This window comes from Streptomyces capoamus (assembly GCF_014654935.1).
GTDB classification, from domain to species: domain Bacteria; phylum Actinomycetota; class Actinomycetes; order Streptomycetales; family Streptomycetaceae; genus Streptomyces; species Streptomyces capoamus.
This window is the reverse complement of record NZ_BNBF01000001.1, coordinates 729,058-749,243: the sequence shown is the minus strand read 5'-3', so window position 1 is coordinate 749,243 and position 20,186 is coordinate 729,058. Positions and strand designations below refer to the sequence as shown.

At 73.9% G+C, this 20,186-nt stretch carries 15 protein-coding genes and 2 pseudogenes; 9 read left to right on the top strand and 8 right to left on the bottom strand.

Annotation, left to right across the window (positions count from 1 at the left end):
• The 4 genes and pseudogenes from IE312_RS38615 to IE312_RS03400 all read right to left on the bottom strand — a co-directional run.
• Window positions 1-351, bottom strand: a pseudogene (locus IE312_RS38615) (two-component sensor histidine kinase); the annotation flags it as partial.
• On the bottom strand, window positions 348-1,055 hold the full coding sequence (locus tag IE312_RS03410; RefSeq protein ID WP_189978136.1) for a response regulator transcription factor: 708 nt from the start codon (window positions 1,053-1,055) through the stop codon (window positions 348-350). The pseudogene IE312_RS38615 and the gene IE312_RS03410, both read right to left, overlap by 4 nt.
• Window positions 1,056-1,073: 18 nt before the next feature.
• Window positions 1,074-1,808 carry a L,D-transpeptidase family protein gene (locus IE312_RS03405; RefSeq protein ID WP_189978134.1) on the bottom strand — a complete coding sequence of 245 codons (735 nt, stop codon included), beginning with the start codon at window positions 1,806-1,808 and terminating at the stop codon, window positions 1,074-1,076.
• 72 nt (window positions 1,809-1,880) lie between these two features.
• Window positions 1,881-3,290 (bottom strand): annotated as a pseudogene (locus IE312_RS03400) (M1 family metallopeptidase).
• Between the two features lie 169 nt (window positions 3,291-3,459).
• Between IE312_RS03400 and IE312_RS03395 the strand changes: the two are divergent.
• A complete protein-coding gene (locus IE312_RS03395; RefSeq protein WP_189978132.1) occupies window positions 3,460-3,807 on the top strand; it encodes a DUF488 domain-containing protein in 348 nt (115 codons plus the stop codon).
• Window positions 3,808-3,809: 2 nt separating this feature from the next.
• Here IE312_RS03395 and IE312_RS03390 read toward each other — a convergent pair whose 3' ends face one another.
• Together IE312_RS03390 and IE312_RS03385 are read right to left on the bottom strand one after the other, a co-directional pair.
• Window positions 3,810-5,522 (bottom strand): FAD-binding dehydrogenase, encoded by a 1,713-nt coding sequence (locus tag IE312_RS03390; RefSeq protein ID WP_229898945.1) that lies wholly within the window; start codon window positions 5,520-5,522, stop codon window positions 3,810-3,812.
• 22 nt (window positions 5,523-5,544) lie between these two features.
• Window positions 5,545-6,210, bottom strand: coding sequence for a TetR/AcrR family transcriptional regulator (locus IE312_RS03385; protein WP_229898977.1), 666 nt, complete (start codon window positions 6,208-6,210; stop codon window positions 5,545-5,547).
• Between the two features lie 171 nt (window positions 6,211-6,381).
• On the opposite strand from IE312_RS03385, the gene IE312_RS03380 reads away from it, so the two are divergent.
• The 3 genes from IE312_RS03380 to IE312_RS03370 all read left to right on the top strand — a co-directional run bounded on the left by IE312_RS03380 (window position 6,382) and on the right by IE312_RS03370 (window position 9,151).
• A complete protein-coding gene (locus tag IE312_RS03380) occupies window positions 6,382-7,011 on the top strand; it encodes an alpha-ketoglutarate-dependent dioxygenase AlkB (protein ID WP_189978130.1) in 630 nt (209 codons plus the stop codon).
• Between the two features lie 82 nt (window positions 7,012-7,093).
• On the top strand, window positions 7,094-7,849 hold the full coding sequence (locus IE312_RS03375; protein ID WP_189978128.1) for an MBL fold metallo-hydrolase: 756 nt from the start codon (window positions 7,094-7,096) through the stop codon (window positions 7,847-7,849).
• Between the two features lie 66 nt (window positions 7,850-7,915).
• Window positions 7,916-9,151 (top strand): DUF4032 domain-containing protein, encoded by a 1,236-nt coding sequence (locus IE312_RS03370; RefSeq protein ID WP_189978126.1) that lies wholly within the window; start codon window positions 7,916-7,918, stop codon window positions 9,149-9,151.
• Window position 9,152: 1 nt separating this feature from the next.
• Here the strand turns inward: IE312_RS03370 and IE312_RS03365 are convergent, their stop codons facing one another.
• Window positions 9,153-10,019: a universal stress protein gene (locus tag IE312_RS03365; RefSeq protein WP_189978125.1), complete on the bottom strand. Its 867-nt coding sequence runs from the start codon at window positions 10,017-10,019 to the stop codon at window positions 9,153-9,155.
• Between the two features lie 257 nt (window positions 10,020-10,276).
• Between IE312_RS03365 and IE312_RS03360 the strand changes: the two genes are divergently transcribed.
• The 4 genes from IE312_RS03360 (at window position 10,277) to IE312_RS03345 (ending at window position 16,776) form a co-directional block, all read left to right on the top strand.
• The gene (locus tag IE312_RS03360) at window positions 10,277-11,953 is read left to right on the top strand and encodes an NAD(P)/FAD-dependent oxidoreductase (RefSeq protein ID WP_189978123.1); all 1,677 of its coding nucleotides are present in this window, start codon (window positions 10,277-10,279) and stop codon (window positions 11,951-11,953) included.
• Entirely contained in the window at window positions 11,950-13,401 is a 1,452-nt protein-coding gene (locus IE312_RS03355; protein WP_189978121.1) for an ATP-binding protein, read from the top strand. The genes IE312_RS03360 and IE312_RS03355 overlap by 4 nt, the downstream gene beginning before the upstream one ends.
• Entirely contained in the window at window positions 13,398-13,748 is a 351-nt protein-coding gene (locus tag IE312_RS03350) for a UBP-type zinc finger domain-containing protein (protein ID WP_189978119.1), read from the top strand. The genes IE312_RS03355 and IE312_RS03350 overlap by 4 nt, the downstream gene beginning before the upstream one ends.
• Window positions 13,749-13,815: 67 nt before the next feature.
• A complete protein-coding gene (locus tag IE312_RS03345; protein ID WP_189978117.1) occupies window positions 13,816-16,776 on the top strand; it encodes a helix-turn-helix transcriptional regulator in 2,961 nt (986 codons plus the stop codon).
• Window positions 16,777-16,861: 85 nt separating this feature from the next.
• Here IE312_RS03345 and IE312_RS03340 read toward each other — a convergent pair whose 3' ends face one another.
• Window positions 16,862-18,646, bottom strand: a complete 1,785-nt coding sequence (locus tag IE312_RS03340) for a M4 family metallopeptidase (protein WP_189978115.1) — start codon at window positions 18,644-18,646, stop codon at window positions 16,862-16,864.
• A gap of 307 nt (window positions 18,647-18,953) precedes the next feature.
• On the opposite strand from IE312_RS03340, the gene IE312_RS03335 reads away from it, so the two are divergent.
• Window positions 18,954-20,120: a serine hydrolase domain-containing protein gene (locus tag IE312_RS03335; RefSeq protein WP_189978113.1), complete on the top strand. Its 1,167-nt coding sequence runs from the start codon at window positions 18,954-18,956 to the stop codon at window positions 20,118-20,120.
• Window positions 20,121-20,186: the final 66 nt, after the last annotated feature.

The following is a 20,186-nucleotide window of genomic DNA, read 5'->3' as shown; positions in this document are numbered from 1 at the left end:
GGGCGGCAGCGGGGTGCCGCGGGGCGCCGAGTCGGCGACCGGGGTGCGGTCGGCGGTGGTGAGCGCGATCCGGCGCCCGGTGCGGGCGGCCAGCTCCCGCAGGGTGGGCCGGACCCCGGTCCAGTCGCTGTGGGTGGCGGCGTAGCCGCTGAGCCGGGCCAGGATGCGGTTGTCGGCGGCGAGGTCCTGGCCCTGCTCCTCCTTCAGGGCGCTGGTGGTGGTCGTCACCGCGAGCCAGGCCGTCGCCGCCACCGAGCAGACGGCGATCAGCGCGGAGACGAACAGCAGCCGGACGACCAGCCGTTTGCGCCACGGGATCCGCCGCCTGCCGTTCGGGGGCCGGCCGTTCACGGGCGGGTGCCGCTGAGTTTGTAGCCGACGCCGAACACGGTCAGCAGGCGGACCGGGCGCCGCGGGTCGGGCTCGATCTTGCGACGCAGGTTCATGATGTGCACGTCGACGGCCCGTTCGGTGGAGGCCCGGTCGAAGCCGCGGGTGCACTGCAGCAGCTGACGCCGGGTGAACACGCGCTCCGGCTCGCCCGCCATGGCCAGCAGGATCTGGAACTCGGCCGGTGTGCACTCCACCGGAGCCCCGTCGCAGCGCACTTCGTGCCGCACCGGGTCCACGCTGATCCCGGCGGACCGTACGACGGGATCCTCGCCCCCGGCGCCGACGCCCCGCCCGCTGCGTCGGAGGACCGTGCGGATCCGGGCCATCAGTTCGCGCAGGCTGTACGGCTTGGTCAGGTAGTCGTCGGCGCCGACGTCGAGGCCGAGCAGCAGGTCGTCCTCGCCGGAGCGGGCGGTGAGCATGACCACCGGGACGTCCGGCCGCCCGGTGCCGCCGCGCAGGGCCCGGCACACGCCGAAGCCGTCGAGGACGGGGAGCATCAGGTCCAGTACGACGAGGTCGGGCCGGAGCCGGCGGGCGGCGTCCAGGGCCGCCGCACCGTCGTGCACGACCGTGGCGGTGTGCCCCTCGGCCAGCAGGGAGCGGCGGATCAGTTCGGCCTGCTTCTCGTCGTCCTCGGCGACCAGTACGTGTGCGCACACGAGTGCGGATCCTACGGCTCAGTGCGCGAGCCAGTCGGCGTCGCCCATGACGACGACGGGATGCCGGCCGGGGTCGAGGGTGCGCAGCAGCTCCTTCATGTGCGCCTTGGCGACGCTGACGCAGCCGTGCGTGGGCCCGCCGTGGTCGACGTGCAGCCACACTCCCCCGCCGCGTCCGGGGCCGAGGGGGCGGGTCCAGTCCAGTGGCGAGGTGCCGGGTCTGCGGTTGTAGTCGATGGCGACGACGTAGTCGAAGGAGCCTTCCAGCGGCTCGCCCTCGAAGCCGGTGCCGGGCGAGCGGAATCCGCCGGAGCGGTGGTAGGGCAGCTTGCTGCCGGGGTCCGGGAGCAGGCCGCCGGCGTCGGAGAGGGTGTAGACGCCGAGCGGGGAGCGCAGGTCGCCGGCCCGGTGGCGGGCGCTCCAGCCGTGCAGCGCGTTGTGGGCCGGCCAGGCGGGACCGGACCGCCAGCCGGTGTCGGTGCGCTGGTGCAGGACGACCGTGCAGAGCGGGGATTCGCGGCCCCGCCCGGTGACGACGACGGCCTGCTCGCAGCGCCCCGGTATCGCCGCGCTGCGCCGGGGCCCGAGCCCGGGTATGCCCCCGGGTGCCGGCCGGGTGGACGTGTCGGGGGTCGGCGCCGGGTCCGGGCCGTGGGCCGGGGTACGGCGCTCGGTCGCCTCGGCTCCGCCGCCGCAGCCGGTGAGCAGCAGCGGGGAGGCGAGCAGGGCGACGGCGGTTCTGCGCTGGATCATGATCCGATCGTGGGGGACGGTTGTTTGGAAGTGGTCAGTACCGGCACCGTCCGGTGTCGAACAGGCCGGAGTTCAGGGCCTGTCCGGCTTGCCCGGCGTGTACAGCCAGGTGTGCAGCAGCCCGTCCAGCTGCTTCCCCGAGGTCTTCTCGGCAAGCCTGGCGAACTGTGCGGTGGTCCCGTGTCCGCCGCGGTGCCCGGTGGCCCAGACGCGCAGGATCCGGAAGAAGTCCCGGTCGCCGACGGCCCGGCGCAGCTCGTGCAGGGCCATGGCGCCGCGGGCGTAGACGGGGGTGCCGAAGATCCGGGCGCCGCTGCCGGGATCGCCGGGCGGGTAGGCCCACAGGCCGTCGCTCGCGGGCCGGGCGTAGAGGGCGTCGAAGGTCCGCTGGGCGCTGCGGCCGCCGTGCTGTTCGGTGTACAGCCACTCGGCGTAGGTGGCGAAGCCCTCGTTGAGCCAGATGTCCTTCCAGGCGGTGAGGGTGACGGAGTCCCCGAACCACTGGTGGGCGCTTTCGTGGACGAGGGTGTCCAGGTCGGGCGCGGAGTCGTAGAGCGGCCGGGTCTAGGTCTCCAGGGCGTAGCCGACGTCCGGGGCGTGGTCGACGACCGCGCCGGCCGCCCGGAACGGGTACGGTCCGAACAGCTTGCTCTCCCAGGCGAGTACGGCGGGCAGCTGCTTCAGGACCGGCGCCGCGGCGCGCGCCTCGCGGGCGTCCACGGCGTTGTACACCTGGATGCCGTCGCGGGTGGTGTACCGCTCGACCCGGAATCTGCCGATGGTGGCGGTGGCCAGGTAGGCGGCCATGGGCCGGGTCTGGCGCCAGCGGAAGGTGGTCCTGCCGTGCGCGGTGTGCTGCCCCAGCAGGACGCCGTTGGCGACGGCGGTGCGGCCCTTCGGCACGGTGAGGGTGAAGTCGTACGCGGCCTTGTCCTTGGGGTGGCCGTTGACCGGGAACCAGGTCATGGCGCCCTGCGGCTCGCCCGCGACGAACGCGCCGTCGTCGGTGGGGATCCAGCCGTCCGCCGAGCCGTCGGGGTCGGTGACCGGCTTCGGGGTGCCGTGGTAGGCGACCGTGACGCGGAACGTGCGGCCCGCGCGCAGGATGTGACGTGGGGTCACGACGAGTTCCTGGCCGTCGCGCCGGAAGGACGCCCCGGTGCGGTCGACGGTGACGGCGGTGACCGTCAGGCCCTTGAGGTCGAGGTCGAACCGGGTGAGTTCGCGGGTGGCGCGGGCGGTGAGGACGGCCGTGCCGTCCAGGCGGCGGGAGCCGGTGTCGTAGCCGAGCGTCAGGTCGTAGTGGCGGACGTCGTAGCCGCCGTTGCCGCTCAGCGGGAAGTACGGGTCGCCCGCGCCGGGGGCGCCGGCGGTGCCGTCCGCCGTGGGTGCGGTGGCGCCGAGGAGCGCCGCGACGGCGACGGGGACGGTGGCGAGAACGGCGGTGCGGCGGCGGGCGGGCTGTCTGCTCGGTGGCGTCACGTGCGCTCCTCGGAGGGTGGCCGGTGATCGACTGGCCGTCAGACTAGGCGCCGGGCACTGCCGGTTTCCCCCTTGTTCCGGTCAAGTCGTGCCGCGTCGCCGCCGGGTGGGCGGGACGGGGCGCAGTACGCTCGCGGCACCGTCCGCAGACCCGAGAGGGGCCCCGACCGTGAGCGTGCGCGTGCGCCGTATCTACGAACCGCCCGAGCCCGACGACGGCCTGCGCGTGCTGGTCGACCGGCTGTGGCCGCGCGGACTCGCCAAGGACGAGGCGCGCGTGGACGAGTGGCCGAAGGGGCTGACCCCGTCCTCCGAGCTGCGCACGTGGTACCACGGCGGGGGCTCGTACGAGGAGTTCAGGAGCCGGTACGAGGCGGAGCTCGGCGCCCCGGAGGCCGCCGAGCTGCTGGACCGCCTCAGGAAAGCGGCCCGCACGGGCACGGTGACCCTCCTGACGGCGTCCAAGAAGACCGGGGAGAGCCACGCGCACGTCCTCGCGGAGCTGCTGGGGGGCTGAGGTCAGCCGGTGTGCCGGGCCGCGTGCCGGCCCGCGGCCCGCCCGGAGAACAGGCAGCCGCCGAGGAAGGTGCCCTCCAGCGCGTTGTAGCCGTGTACGCCGCCGCCGCCGAACCCGGCCACCTCGCCGGCCGCGTACAGCCCCTCGATGGGGGTCCCGTCGGCCCCGAGCGCCCGGGAGTCGAGGTCGGTCTGGATGCCGCCGAGGGTCTTGCGGGTCAGCACGTGCAGCCGGACCCCGATGAGCGGGCCGGCGGCCGGGTCGAGGAGGCGGTGCGGGGTGGCGACCCGGCCGAGCCGGTCGCCGATGTAGCGGCGGGCGTTGCGGATGCCCTGCACCTGGGCGTCCTTGCTGTAGGGGTTGGCGATCTGCAGGTCCCGGGCCTCGATCTGGCGGCGCACCTCGGCGGCGTCCAGCAGCGGTTCGCCGGTGAGGGCGTTCATCTCGTCGACCAGTTGCCCGAGGCTGCCCGCGGTGACGAAGTCGGCGCCCTTGTCGAGGAAGGCCTGGACGGGCGCGGGGGCTCCCTTGCCGAGGAGCCGGTCGCGCAGCACGGCCTTGCGGTCCTTGGCGGTGATGTCCGGGTTCTGCTCGGAGCCGGAGAGCGCGAACTCCTTCTCGATGATCTTCCGGGTGAGGATGAACCAGGAGTGGTCGTAGCCGGCGATGTCCTCGGTGGTGCGCAGGTGGCGGAGCGTGCCGAGGGTGTCGTAGCCGGGCAGGCAGGGGTCGGGCAGCCGGCGGCCGAGGGCGTCGAGCCAGACGGACGACGGGCCGGGCAGGATGCGGATGCCGTGGCCGGGCCATATCGGGTCCCAGTTCTGCAGGCCCTCGGTGTAGTGCCACATGCGGTCGCGGTTGACGAGCCGGACGCCGGCCTCGGCGCTGATGTCGAGCATGCGGCCGTCGACGTAGGCCGGGACGCCGGTGACCATCCGGGCGGGGGGCGTGCCGAGACGCTCGGGCCAGTGGCGGCGGACGATGTCGTGGTCGGCGCCGATGCCGCCGGTGGTGACGACGACGGCCTGTGCGGCGAGTTCGAACTCGCCGGCGCGGTCACGGTTGGAGGCCGCACCGCGCGGGGAGTCGTCGGGGGCGAGGACGGTGCCGCGCACGCCCCGTGCCGCGCCGCCCTCGACGACCAGCTCGTCCACCCGGTGGCGGTGGTGGAAGGTGAGCAGGCCGTCCCGGGCGGCCTGCCGGGCGTAGCGCACGAAGGGCTCGACCACGCCGGTGCCGGTGCCCCAGGCGATGTGGAAGCGGGGTACCGAGTTGCCGTGTCCGTCGGCGCGCAGGTCGCCGCGCTCGGCCCAGCCGACGGTGGGCAGCAGCTCGATGCCGTGTCCCTGGAGCCAGGAGCGCTTCTCGCCGGCCGCGAACTCGACGTAGGCGCGGGCCCAGCGCACCGCCCAGGAGTCCTCGTCGTCCGTACGGTCGAACTGCGCGCTGCCCTGCCAGTCGCTCCAGGCGAGGGCGAGGGAGTCCTTGATGCCGAGGCGGCGCTGCTCGGGCGAGTCGACGAGGAAGAGCCCGCCGAAGGACCAGAACGCCTGGCCGCCGAGGTTGGCGGCGTTCTCCTGGTCGACGAGGGCCACCCGGCGGCCCCGGCTGGTGAGTTCGTGTGCCGCGACCAGGCCGGCGAGGCCCGCTCCGACGACGATGACGTCCGCGTCCTTGGCGGCCATGGTGTCCGTGTCCTTCCGTGTGCGACTCATGCGGGGGTGCCGCCGGTACGACTCATGCGGCGGTGCCGCTGCTCCCGGTGAGCAGCGCGGTGAGCAGCTGTCTCAGCCAGCCGCGGGCCGCGTCGACGTCCCGGTCCAGCAGCAGCTGGGTGGTCACGCCGTCGTAGGCCGCGACCACCGCGCGGGCGGCGCCGTCGGCGTCGCCGAGCACGGCGGGCAGTTCGGTGTGGCCCCGGGCCCGCGCGAGCCGGTCGGCGACGGCCTGCCGGAGCCGGGCGCGGTGGTCGAGGAGGGCGCGGGCGACGGCCGGGTCCCGGGCGGCGTGCACCAGGAAGTCGGTCTTGACCAGCAGCCAGTCGACGTCGAGCAGCAGCACCTCGGTGACCCGGTCCACGGAGGCGGGCACGTCCAGGTCCGGCCCGTCCTGGGCGAGGGCGTCGGCCACCTGGGCGGCGATGAGGTCGGCGCGGTCCTGGTAGAGGGCGAAGAACAGCTCGTCCAGGGTGGCGAAGTTCGAGTAGAAGGCGCCCCGGCTGAACCCGGCGGCCTCGCAGACCTCCTCGATGGAGACCCGCCCGAAACCCTTGGCCGCGAACACGGCGAACGCGGCGTCGAGCAGCCGGGCCCGGGTGCGGGCCCGGCGCCGGGTGACGCGCTTGGGGGCGTCGTCCGACGCCGTGCCGTCCCTCGTCGTGCCGTCCCTCGTCGTGCCGTCCATCGCCGTGTCGCCCGTCGTCGTGCCGTCCATGGCGGTGCCGTTCCTCGCGCCTTTCGTCACCGGCCGTTCGATACGCGAACGTATCCGATACACCGCTGTATCGGAAGAGGCCGGGTGACGTCGCCTTGATCGAATGGGAACGTATATTCGATTCAGGAGTACGCTGTCCCCATGGCCACGCACCTCCAGGGCTCCCTGTTCGACCAGACCGATGAGCTGCGGCTCGGCCCGCTGGACGGGCTGCGCCGTACCGAGCTGGGCGCCGGCGCCTGGATCGACGTCCTGCCGGGCTGGCTCAGCGGCGCCGACGCGCTGTTCGAGCGGCTGGCGGCGGACGTGCCGTGGCGGGCGGAGCACCGCAGGATGTACGACAACGTGGTGGCCGTACCCCGCCTGCTGGCCTTCTACGGCGCCGGGGACCCGCTCCCTCACCCCGTCCTGGACGAGGCCCGCGCCGCCCTGTCCCGGCACTACGCCGAGGAGCTGGGCGAGCCGTTCACCACCGCCGGGCTCTGCCTCTACCGTGACGGCCGGGACAGCGTGGCCTGGCACGGGGACCGGATCGGACGGGGCGCCCGCGAGGACACCATGGTCGCGATCCTCTCCGTCGGCGCCCCCCGGGACCTGCTGCTGCGCCCGGCCGGCGGAGGCGGCGGCACGCTGCGCCGGCCCCTCGGCCACGGCGACCTCATCGTGATGGGCGGCTCCTGCCAGCGCACCTGGGAGCACTGCGTCCCCAAGTCCAGCCGGGCCGCGGGCCCGCGCGTCAGCATCCAGTTCCGGCCGCACGGCGTGCACTGACCGGGCGGGCCCCTTGCGCGGGCTCCTGCCGGATCTGGTTGGCTGTCCCCGACGACCAGCCGCACACGGGCTCGGAGAGAACATGCGGGCAGAGGTACACCAAGTCGCCGACGGCACCTACCTGGTGCACGGCCACCACGTCAACTGGGTGATCCTGAAGGACGGGGACGCCCTCACGCTGGTGGACACCGGCTATCCGGGAGACCGCGAGGGACTCCTGGCATCGCTCGCGCAGGTGGGCGGTTCACCCGAGGCGGTCGCCGCCGTACTGATCACCCACGCGCACAACGACCACCTGGGCTCGGCCGAGTACCTGCGCGCCCGCCACGGCACCCCGGTGTACCTGCACCCGGCCGAAGTGCCCCACGCCCGGCGGGACTTCCTCCAGCAGGCGACCATCGGCGACGTGCTGCGCAACGCCTGGCGGCCCGGTGTCGTCCCCTGGGCCCGGCACGTGATCCAGGTGGGCGGCACCCGCCACAACCCGGTCACCGCGCCCGAGCCCTTCCCGGGCTTCCCGGGCGAGGGGCCGCTGGAAGTGCCCGGCCGCCCCGTGCCCGTGCACACCCCCGGCCACACCGACGGCCACTGCGTCTACCACCTGCCCTCGGCGGGCATCGTCATCTCCGGCGACGCCCTGGTCAGCGGGCACGCGACCTCACGGATCCAAGGCCCGCAGATCCTGCACGGCTTCTTCCACCACGAGCGCGACCGGGTCGTGGCCTCCCTGGACGTGATCGGCGCGCTCGACGGTGACACCCTGCTGCCCGGACACGGCCCGGTCCACCGCGGTCCGGTGCGGGCCGCGGCCGAGCAGGCCCGGGAACGGGCCTCCTAGGGCCTGTCGCCTCCCGTCTCCCGGCGGGCTCCTCGAACAGGTACGCGGGGCCTTAGGGTGCGTGCCATGGCCTTGCAGATCAACGCCACGAACCCGGAGCACCCCGCGCTGCTGCTCGCCCTGCCCTGGGACACCCCGCTGGAGGAGTGGCCCGAGGAGTACCTCGTGCCGCTCCCCCGCGGCATCTCCCGGCACGTGGTGCGCTACGCGCACGCCGGGGACGAGGTGATCGCCGTCAAGGAGCTGGCCGAGCGGCCCGCGCTGCGCGAGTACGAGCTGCTGCGCGACCTGGACCGGCTCGGCATTCCCGCCGTCGACCCGCTCGCCGTGGTCACCGGCCGCACCGACGCCGCCGGCGCCCCGCTGGAGCCGGTCCTGGTCACCCGGCACCTGCGCGGCTCGATGCCGTACCGGTCGATGTTCGAGACGACCATGCGCCCGGCGACCATGCACCGGCTGATGGACGCGCTCGCCGTGCTGCTGGTCCGCCTGCACCTGGCCGGTTTCGCCTGGGGCGACTGCTCGCTGTCCAACACCCTGTTCCGGCGGGACGCGGGCGCCTACGCGGCCTACCTGGTCGACGCCGAGACCGGCGACCTGCACCCGCAGCTCAGCACCGGGCAGCGGGACTACGACCTGGACCTCGCCCGCGTCAACATCAGCGGCGAGCTGCTCGACCTGGAGGCCTCCGGCGCACTGCACCCGTCCGTCGACCCGGTCCAGTTCGGCCACGAGATCCGCACCCGCTACCAGGGACTGTGGCAGGAGCTGACCCGCACCTCGGTGTACCCGGCGGGCAAGTACCACTACATCGAGCGCCGCATCCGCCGCCTCAACGACCTGGGCTTCGACGTCGCCGAGATGCAGATCGAGCACTCCTCGAACGGGGACACGGTCACCTTCGTGCCGAAGGTCGTGGACGCCGGCCACCACCAGCGGCAGCTGCTGCGGCTGACCGGCCTGGACGCGGAGGAGAACCAGGCACGGCGGCTGCTGAACGACCTGGAGAGCTGGATGGCCACCCAGGACGACTACGCGCCCGGCGACCCCCTCGCCGCCCGGCCCGAGGTGCTCGCCCACCGCTGGGTGCGGGACGTGTTCCGGCCGACCGTGCGGGCGGTGCCGCCCGAGCTGCGCGGCTCCATGGACCCGGCCGAGATCTACCACGAGCTCCTGGAGCACCGCTGGTACCTGTCCGAGCGCGCCCAGCACGACATAGGGCTCGGCACCGCCGTCGAGGACTACATCGACAACGTCCTGCCGAAGGCGCGGGCCACCCTGGAGCCGACCACCCCGCGGTAGCTCACTCGTGCGGGACGACGGCCACCGGGCACTCGGCGTGGTGCAGCACCCCGTGCGCCACCGAGCCGATCCGGGCGCCGACGGCCGTGCGGCGGGCCCGGCGGCCGACGACCATCAGCTGGGCCCGGCCGGCCAGCGACAGCAGCACCTGCCCCGCGCTGCCCATCTCGACGTGCTCGGCGACGGACACCTGCGGGAACCGCTCACGCCAGGGCGCCAGGGCCTCGCCCAGCGCCTGCTTCTCGTACGGCTCCAGGCCGCCCGCGTCGTCGAGCAGCTTCAGCGATCCGGGGCTGTAGGCGAACACCGGCGGCAGCGGCCAGGCGCGGACGGCGGTGACGGCCGCGCCGCGGGCCGCCGCCGTCTCGAACGCGAACCGCAGCGCCGCCGCGCTGTCCTCGGGGCCGCCGTGCTGACCCACCACGACGTCCCGGCCGGCCGCCTCCGCCGTGGGCTGGTCGCCGGCCCGGACCAGGACCACGGGCCGGGCCGCCTCCGCAATCACCTGCTGGCCGACCGAGCCCAGCAGAAACCCGACGACCGGCCCGTGGCCGCGCGAACCGAGCACCAGTGTCTCGGCCCCGGCCGCCGCCTCGGCCAGGGCGTGCGCGGCAGCGCCCTCGACCACGTCCGTGGTCACCGTCAGCCCCGGGTGCCGCGCGGAGACGGCGCGCACGGCCTCCGCCACCCCCTGCGCCACCCACCCGTGCTGGGTCTCGCGGTCGGCGGCGGCCAGCGCCTCGGCGTACCGCCAGGCGTGCACCACACGCAGCGGCAGGCCCCGCCGTACGGCCTCCCGGGCCGCCCAGTCCAGCGCGGCCAGACTCTCCTCGGTGCCGTCCACCCCTGCCGTGATCGGGCGTGTCATCCGTGATCCCCTCGTCGTCGCGTCCTCAGGACACCGGTGCCCGCTGCGGGGCGCCGGCGCACACGGTCATGATGATCTTCCCCCGAGCCGGCGCACCGGCTCTTCCGCGCGGCGGGCGCGCCCGAGGGCGCCGTGGGGCAAGCGGTGGTCGCTCTCGGACAAGCGCGACCCGGCGGCCCGACCCTACGATGGCCTGGAACCGGCGCGGTGGTCCCCACGACACCGGCCGGGGGATCCGACACCGGGTGGGGAGACGTATGGCACAGGCCGCCGAGACCGCGCGGACCGTCATCCTGACCGTGGACGACGACCCGGGAGTCTCCCGCGCCGTCGCCCGCGACCTCAGGCGGCGCTACGGCGAGTCGTACCGGATCGTGCGCGCGGAGTCCGGCGAGTCCGCGCTGGAGGCGCTGCGCGAGCTGAAGCTGCGCGGGGACCTGGTGGCGGTGATCCTGGCCGACTACCGGATGCCGCAGATGAACGGCATCGAGTTCCTGGAGCAGGCCCTGGACGTGTACCCGGGGGCGCGTCGGGTGCTGCTGACCGCCTACGCGGACACCAACGCGGCGATCGACGCGATCAACGTGGTCGACCTCGACCACTACCTGCTCAAGCCCTGGGACCCGCCGGAGGAGAAGCTCTACCCGGTGCTGGACGACCTGCTGGCCGCGTGGCGGGCCGGCGCCTACAAGCCCGTGCCCAGCACCAAGGTGGTCGGACACCGCTGGTCGGCGCGCTCCTCGGAGGTGCGCGAGTTCCTGGCCCGCAACCAGGTGCCGTACCGCTGGTACTCGGTGGAGGAGCCGGAGGGGCGGCGGCTGCTGGCGGCGGCCGGGCAGGACGGGCAGCGGCTGCCGCTGGTGATCACCCCGGACTGCACGGTGCTGGTCGAGCCGGAGGCACCGGAGCTGGCCGCGCACGTGGGCCTGGCGACGACACCGACGGCCGACTTCTACGACCTGATCGTGATCGGCGGCGGGCCGGCCGGGCTCGGCGCGGCCGTGTACGGCGCCTCCGAGGGCCTGCGGACCGTGCTGGTGGAGCGGTCGGCGACCGGCGGCCAGGCCGGGCAGAGCTCCCGGATCGAGAACTACCTCGGCTTCCCCGACGGCGTCTCCGGCGCCCAGCTCACCGACCGGGCGCGCCGGCAGGCGGCCAAGTTCGGCGCCGAGATCCTGACCGCCCGCGAGGTGACGGGTCTGGAGGTCAACGGCGCCGCACGGGTCGTACGGTTCGCGGACGGCTCGGCGATCGCGGCGCACAGCGTGATCCTGGCGACCGGGGTGCAGTACCGGCAGCTGGAGGCCGCCGGCTGCACCGACCTGACCGGGTGCGGGGTGTTCTACGGCTCGGCGCTGACCGTGGCCGCCTCCTGCCAGGGCCAGGACATCTACATCGTGGGCGGCGCCAACTCGGCGGGCCAGGCGGCCATGTACCTGTCCCGGGGAGCGAAGTCGGTGACGCTGCTGGTGCGCGGCCCGGACCTGTCGGCGTCCATGTCGCACTACCTGATCCAGCAGATAGGCGAGGCCCCGAACATCGCGGTGCGCTGCCACACGGTCGTCGAGCAGGCCCACGGGGCGGACCACCTGGAGCGGCTGACGCTCCGGAACACCGTGACCGGACGGACCGAACAGGTCGACGCCCAGTGGATGTTCGTGTTCATCGGCGCCGCCCCGCTGACCGACTGGCTCGGCGCGAGCGTGCTGCGCGACCAGCGCGGGTTCATCCTGGCCGGGCCCGACCTGACCGCCGACGGACGGCCGCCGGCCGGCTGGGAGCTGGACCGGCCGCCGTACCACCTGGAGACCAGCATCCCCGGCGTGTTCGTCGCGGGCGACGCGCGCGCCGAGTCCGCCAAGCGCGTCGCGTCCGCCGTCGGAGAGGGAGCCATGGCCGTCATGCTCGTCCACCGGTACCTGGAGCAGTCATGAGCGGGCAGGTCGTGGCGTGCAGCCCGCAGGAGATCGGCTCGCTGTTCCTCTTCGAGAAGCTGAGCGCCGAACAGCTGGGCCGGCTGTGCGCCCAGGGCCGGGTGGAGCTGTTCCAGCCCGGCCCGGTCTACACCGAGGGCGACCCGGCCACCTGCTTCTTCGTGATGATCGAGGGCACGGTCGTGCTCTCCCGCCGGGTCGGCGGTGACGACGTGGAGGTCACCCGGACCTCGCAGCCCGGGGTGTACGCCGGCGCGATGCAGGCCTACCTCGGCGACCGGGTGCGGCAGGTCTACAACAACTCCATGCGGGTCACCGAGCCGACGCGGTTCTTCGTGCTGCCGGCGGACCTCTTCGCGGACGTCATGCGCGAGTGGTTCCCGATGGCCGTGCACCTGCTGGAGGGCCTGTTCTTCGGGACGAAGAACACCCAGGCGATGATCGGGCAGCGGGAACGGCTGCTGGCGCTGGGCTCGCTGTCGGCGGGGCTCACGCACGAGCTGAACAATCCCGCGGCCGCGGCTGTGCGGGCCACCGCGACCCTGCGAGAGCGGGTCGCGAAGATGCGGCACAAGCTGGCACTGATCGCCGGGGGGCCGTTCTCCCGGGACTGCCTGGCGACCCTCGTCGAGATCCAGGAGCGGACCGCGGAGCGGGTGGGCAAGGCGCCGGTGCTCAGCCCGTTGGAGGCCAGTGACCGGGAGGACGCCCTCAGCGACTGGCTGGAGGACCACGGTTTCCAGCAGGGCTGGCAGGTGGCGCCCACCTTCGTGCAGGCCGGACTGGACGTGGACTGGCTGGAGCAGGTCGCGGCGGCGGTGGGCGAGGAGATCCTGCCGAACGCGGTCGGCTGGCTCAACTACACCGTCGAGACCGAGCTGTTGATGAACGAGATCGAGGACTCCACCACCCGCATCTCGCACCTGGTCGACGCGGCCAAGCAGTACTCACAGCTGGACCGGGCCCCGTACCGGGTGGTGGACGTGCACGAACTCCTCGACAGCACGCTGCTGATGCTCTCCGGGAAGATCGGGCCGGGCATCGAGGTCGTCAAGGACTACGACCGCACGCTCCCGGCGGTGCCCGCCTACCCGGCCGAGCTGAACCAGGTGTGGACCAACCTCGTCGACAACGCCGTCTCGGCCATGAACGGCGCGGGCGGCCAGGGCACGCTGACCGTGCGGACGGCGCTCCACCACGAGCGGCTGCTGGTGGAGTTCCGGGACACCGGACCCGGTGTCCCGCCGGAGATCAAGGACCGGATCTTCGACCCGTTCTTCACCACCAAGCCGGTCGGCGAGGGCACCGGGCTCGGCCTGGACATCTCCTGGCGGATCGTCGTCAACAAGCACCACGGCACCCTGCGGGTCGAGTCCGTGCCCGGCGACACCCGCTTCCAGGTGCTGCTGCCCCTGACCGCCGAGACACCCGACGAGGAGCCGGAATGAGCGACACCGAAGGAATCGACCCCAGCGTCCCGCCCAGCGGCCCGGGCTGCGTGGAGTGCGAGCAGTCCGGCGGCTGGTGGTTCCACCTGCGCCGGTGCGCGCAGTGCGGGCACATCGGCTGCTGCGACGACTCCCCCGCCAAGCACGCCACCGCGCACCACCGGGCCACCGGTCACCCGGTGATCCGCAGCTTCGAGCCGGGCGAGGGCTGGTTCTGGAACTACGCCACCGAGGAGTTGTACGCCTCCGGGCCCGAACTCGCCCCCCCGGCCGCGCATCCCGCCGACCAGCCGGTGCCGGGTCCGGCGGGCCGGGTGCCGGACGACTGGGCGCGGACGCTGCGTTGAGGCCGAGGCGGGCGGACCGCCCCGCGGTGCCGGCGGGGCTGCCGGTGCCGCGTGGCAGGATGAGTCCGTGTCGCAGACCGCCTTCACCACAGCACCGCTGATCGGCCGGAACGAGGAACTGGCCCGGCTCACGGGCGTGCTGGAGCGCGCCCGGGACGGCACCGCGGGAGCGGTGCTGCTCGCCGGGGACGCCGGGGTCGGCAAGACACGGCTGCTGGACGAGGTGGCCGGACGGGCGGCGCGCGCCGGGACGACCGTGGTCACCGGGCACTGCGTGGACCTCGGTGACGTCGGCCTGCCCTACCTCCCGTTCACCGAGATCCTCGGCGAACTCGCCGCCGACGAGCGGTTCACGGCCGTGCTGGCCGCGCATCCGGCGGCGGACCGGCTGCTGGGCGCCGGGCCGGACGCGGCCGGCGGCCCGGACGGGCGGCTCCGGCTCTTCGAGGACGTCGCGGGGCTGCTGGCCGACCTGGCCCGGGTGACCCCGCTGCTGCTCGTCCTGGAGGACCTGCACTGGGCCGACCAGTCCTCCCGGGACCTGCTGCGCTTCCTGCTCAGCCGGGGCGTGCCGCACCGGCCGGGCGGTGCCCCGGAACGGCGGCTGGCGATCCTCGCCTCCTACCGCGCCGACGACCTGCACCGCCGTCATCCGCTGCGGCCCCTGCTCGCCGAACTGGTCCGGCTGCCGGCCGTGGAACGGCTGGAACTGCCGCCGCTGCCGGATCCCGAGGTCGCCCGGCTGGTGCGGGTGCTGGAGGACCGCCCGCTGCCCGACGCGGTCGTGCACGGCATCGTCGCCCGCGCGGAGGGCAACGCGTTCTACGCGCAGGAACTGCTCGCGGCGGGCGCCGGCTCGGGCGGGGTGCCCAGCGGGCTCGCCGACCTGCTGCTGATCCGGGTCGAGCAGCTGTCCGAGACCGCCCAGCAGGTGCTGCGGACCGCCGCCGTGGCCGGGCGGCGGGTGCGGCACGCGCTGCTGCGCGAGGCGGCCGGGCTGCCCGAGGAGGAACTGGAGGCGGCCCTGCGGGAGGCCGTCGGGCGTCAGCTCCTGCTCCCCGGCGACGACGGCACCTACACCTTCCGGCACGCCCTGACCCGCGAGGCGGTCTACGCCGACCTGCTGCCCGGCGAGCGGTCCCGGCTGCACGGGGCGTACGCCCGGCTGCTCACGGCCGGCGGCCGGGCCCCGGAGACCGCGGCGGAGCGCGCCCACCACTCCCGGGAGAGCCACGACCTGCCCGCGGCGCTGGGCGCCTGCCTGGAGGCCGCCGGCCACGCCCGGCGGCTGGGCGCCCCCGCCGAGGAACTGCGGCACCTGGAGGCGGTCCTGGACCTGTGGCCGTCGGTGCCCGCGCCCGCCCGGCCGGCCGGTGAGGGCCTGGACCGGGTCACGCTGACCCTGCGTGCCTCGGCCGCCGCCGCCCACGCCGGCGAGTTCCACCGCGCGGTCGCGCTGACGCGGGCGGCGCTGGCCGGGGTCGGCCAGGACACCGACGGCGAGCTGGCCGCCCGGGTCCGCTACACGCTGGCCGGGAACCTGCTGACCGTGGACCGTCTGGCGGCCGCCTTCCGCTACAGCAGCGAGGCACTGGAGATGATCCCCGCCGATCCGCCGTCGCGGACCTGGGTGTGGGCGGCAGCCACGCATGTCGCGGCGGCCCGCCAGATCGGCGAGGACACGACCGCGCTGCGGATCGGCCGGCAGGCCCTGCGGGTCGCCGAGGAGCTGGGCGTGACCGGTGCCCAGGCCGATCTGCTGATCTCCCTGGCGGTCGCCGGGAGCGGCGGCCGGCGCTCCCCGGAGGGCCGCGAACGGCTGCGGCGGGCGCGGGAGCTGGCCCGTGCCGCCGGGAACGCGCCGGTGGAGACGCGTGCGCTGTTCCACCTGGCGATGGGTGCCTTCGAGGCCGGTGACCTCCTGGAGTGCCTGCCGGTGCTGGCCGACGGACTCGACCGGGCCCGCCGGGCCGGGCTGCTGTCCGCGGTGTACCCGCTGGAGATCCGCTACCTCCAGCTGCTCGTGCTGTACACGCTGGGCCGCTGGGACGAGTGCCTGCGCGCGGCGGTCGAGGCCGCGCCCGGGCTGCCCGGGAAGGCGGGCGCCTTCGCGGTCAGTCCGGCCCTGTACGTGGCGCTGGCCCGCGGCGAGGAGGACGCCGTGGACCGGGCCCGGGCGCTGCTGGAGGGGCCGTTCGACTGGATGGGCACGCTGGTCGCCGGGATCGTGCTCACCGACGCGGCCGTACGGGACGGCGACGTGGAGGGGGCGGTCGCGCGGCTGCGGGCGACGGTCGCGGCCCTCGGTGACGGTACGGCGAAGCGGCCGGGCGTGGCGGTGCGGCTGGCCGGGCTGTGCCTGGCGGCGGTCGCCGACCGGGCCACGGAGTCGCGCCGCGCGGGCGGCGCCGGAGCGGACCCGGCCGGCTGGACGGACCTCGCGGCCGAACTGGTGGAGCTGGCGCGGGTCACGGCCGGTCAGGACGACACGGGTGGCGCGCAGGGGCCGGAGGGGCAGGCCTGGCTGGCCCGTGCCGAGGCGGAGTGGGCGACGGTGGCGTCCGGGCCGGACCCGGAGGCCTGGGCGGCGGCGGTCGCGGCGTTCGGGTACGGCGACGGCTACGAGCAGGCGCGGTGCCGGCTGCGGTACGCGCGGGCGCTGCTGGCCGTGGAGCGGCGGGCGGAGGCGGCGGAGCAGGCGCGACTGGCCCGGGAGACGGCGGCCGGGCTGGGCGCGGAGCCGCTGCTGGAGGACATCGACGCCCTGGTGCGCCGGGCCCGCCTCGGGGCCGCGGCCTCCCCCGGTGACCCGGCCGCGCTGACCGCGCGCGAGCGGGACGTCCTGCGGCTGCTGGCGCGGGGCCGCAGCAACCGGCAGATCGGCGAGGAGCTGTTCATCAGCGGCAAGACGGCCAGCGTGCACGTGTCCAACATCCTCGCCAAGCTGGGCGCCGCGAGCCGTACGGAGGCGGTGGCGGTGGCCTACCGCCGGGGTCTGATCGCACCGGAGCCGGCCGGGTCGGGGTGACCCGGCCGGCTCCGGGCGCCCGCGGACGTGCGGATGCCCCGCGCGAGGCGGGGCATCCGGTGGTGCGGGTGTGCCGTGGCGTCCGTCAGTGCTTGGCGCTCGGCGTGTTGGCGGCGGTCACGTTGACCGCGGCCCACGACTTGTCGACCGTCTTGTACTCCGTGCTGTTCGCGCCGTACAGGTCCTTGGCCGCCTTCAGCGTCGCGATGCGCGCCTGGTGGAAGTCGGTGGTGGAGACCATGTACCGGGTGAGCGCACGGTAGTAGATGGCGGTCGCCTTGGTGCGGCCGATGCCCTTGACCGCGATGTTGTGGTACGTCGGCGAGTTGTAGTTGACGCCGTTGATCGTCTTCTTGCCACTGCCCTCGGCGAGGAGGTAGTAGGCGTGCGACGAGACACCGGAACCGGCGTGCACCTCGGTGTAGTAGGTGTCCGACGACCAGTAGTCGATGGTGCCCTCGAGCTTGTCGAGCGAGGGGTGGTCCAGACGGCGCAGGAACTTCTGCGACAGGCCCAGCTTCTCGCCGATCAGGTAGTCCGGCGTGTCCTTCGTGTTCTTGGCGTAGAACTCGACGTTCGAGCCGAAGATGTCCGCGAGCGACTCGTTCAGCGAGCCGGGCTCGCCGTACTGGTTGCCGTCGGAGTCGACGAAGGTCGGCTGCAGGTTGGCGGTCGCCTCCACCACGCCGTGGGTCAGCTCGTGACCGGTGACGTCGAGGACCACGAGCGGCTTCTTGAACATGTCGCCGTCGCCGTCGCCGTACAGCATGCAGTTGCAGGTCGGGTCCCAGAAGGCGTTGGCGACCTTCTTGCCCCAGTGGACCATCGCCTGCGCGGGCTTGCTGTTGTTCGCGATGCCCTTGCGCTTGAAGGTGCTCTTGTAGAAGTCGAGCGTCTTCGTGATGCCGTACTGGGCGTCGGCGGCGGCGCTGACCCGGCTGGTGGTCTTGCCGTTGCCCCACACGTTGGTGGTGTTGGTGAGCTTCGTACCGGCGCTGAACTTCTCCGTGTACGAACCCTTGGCGTCCCGCGTCTCGGTGCCGTACCGGTTCGGGTCCTTGAGCTGGTAGTGGCCGCGCGAGGTCTGGGTGGTGGTCAGACCGACGGTGCCCACGAAGAGGGTCTTGCCGGTGCCCTTGGCGGCCGACGGGTAGGCCGCCGCGCCGGTGGCGCCCGAGCCGACGAGGCCGGACGCGCCGGAGGCGGAGCCGGCGCCGGTGGCCGGGTCGAGATTCTCGCCGCGCTCGCGCAGGGCGTCGAGCAGCTTCGGCGACAGGAACTCGTCCCGGGTCGGCGTGTTGCTGCGCACCTTGCCGGTGACCGCGTCGACGACGACCGTGCGGGAGTTGTCCTGGTCGGTGACGGTGACCTGGTAGGCCAGCGCGGACGCACCGTCGCGGGCGTCGACCACGAGCTGGGCGCTGCCCGCGTCGCCCTTGGCGGCCTTGGCGGCCTTGGCGGCGGCCTGGTCCGCGGTCAGCTGGGCCTTGGCGGTGGCCGGCTTGACGGCGTGGTCGGCGGCGCGGGTCACGCCCGTGTAGCCGAGCCCGCGGTCGAGGTGGACGATGAGGTCGCCACCGAGCACCGGGAGGTCGTTGTGGGTGCGGACGAAGCGGACGTGCCGGGCGCCCTCGGGGTCGATCAGGACGTCCTGCGCGTGCAGGGCGTCACCCTTCGACACGCCGGTCGCCGACGCGTGCGCGAAGGCCGCGGTGCGCGCGGCCTCCACCACCAGCGTGGCGTTCGTGGCGGAGGCGGCGGACCGCTCCACCCCCGTGGAGGGACCGGCGAAGGCCGTACCGGCCAGGCCCGTGGCAGCCGTCGCCACCGCGACGGCGACCGCCACGGTGCGTATGTGCGGTCTACGCAATCTGATCAGGGTTCCTTCGTTCGAAGGCGGCCGGGGTGACCAACCGCCTTGAGGCGTGGCGCATTTGCGCCCCGGGGGCCGGTACGGCCCCGGGGGCCAACCCTTGCGGATCAGTCATGGGCACGTAAAGCCGGAATGATCCATTTCGCGAACTTCTATGACAATCCTTTACGAATGGACGCCACGGAGTGATCGCGAGAACACCAACTGTGTGTCGGCTGTGGAGACGCCGCACCCATCCCCTAGGTTCCAGGGGGGAATGTGACCGATATCGCATCAGCATCCGGACGATGGGAGTGGGTTGGGGATGGTCTCTGCAACGGTGGGACGGGGCGCGGTCCTCGGAGCGGTCGCGCTGGCACTGCTCGCGGTCCCGGCGCGGGCCGCGACCGGGGGCCCGGACACCGCGGCGGCCGCGGCGCTGCCGGCGCCGGACACCGCGGGCCTGGCCGCGGTGCTGCGCTCGGCGGTCGCCCAGGGCGCGCCGGGGGCGCTGGCCCGGATCGACGACCACGGCACCACGTACCGCCTCACCCGCGGCGTCGCCGACCGCGCCACCGGGCGGCCCCTCAGCACCGATGACCGGTTCCGCATCGGCAGCGTCACCAAGACCTTCTCCACCGTCGTCCTGCTCCAGCTCGCCGACGAGCACCGGCTCGAGCTGGACGCGCCGGTCAACCGTTATCTGCCGGGCCTGCTGCCGGACGACCGGATCACGGTACGCCAGGTGCTGAGCCACCGAAGCGGATTGTACGACTACTCGAACGACATGTTCGCCAGCAGCGTCTCCGGGTTCGAGGCGGTCCGCACGAAGGTCTTCACCTACCGCCAGCTGGTCGCCCTCTCCCTGAAGAAACCGCGCACCAACGCCCCCGGCGCCGCCTACTCGTACTCCAACACCAACTTCGTCGTCGCCGGGCTCCTCATCGAGAAGCTCACCGGGCAGCCGGTGAGGACCGCGTACCAGAACCGCATCATCGGGCCGCTGAAGCTGACCGACACCTTCTACGTCCACCCGGACACCGCGATCCCGGGCCGGTACGCCCGCGGGTACCTGACACCCGACACGGCGGGGGCTCCGCTGGTCGACGCGACCGCGCAGACCGTGTCCTGGGCACAGAGCGCGGGGGCGGTCATCTCCAGCGCGCACGACCTCGACGTCTTCTACGGCGCGCTGCTGGAGGGCAGGCTGATGTCGGCGGCGCGGCTGGCGGAGATGGAGCGGTTCACCAAGGTGAACGGCACCACCGCGTACGGGCTCGGTTTGCGGCGGCGCGATCTGAGCTGCGGGGTGTCGGTGTACGGGCACACCGGGGCGGTGCAGGGCTACTACACGTACGCGTTCAGCACGAAGGACGGCGGTCGGAGCCTGACGGCGATGGCCAACACGTCGAACAACGGCAAGGTGCTGGACACGCTCGCCGGTGCGCTGGAATCGGCGTTCTGCGGCAAGCCCGCGGCGGCCAAGGGCTAGGCGGGACGGTGCCGGCCCGCCCGGACGCTCCGCTCGGAACGTGCGGGCAGCCGGCGGTCGCCGGCA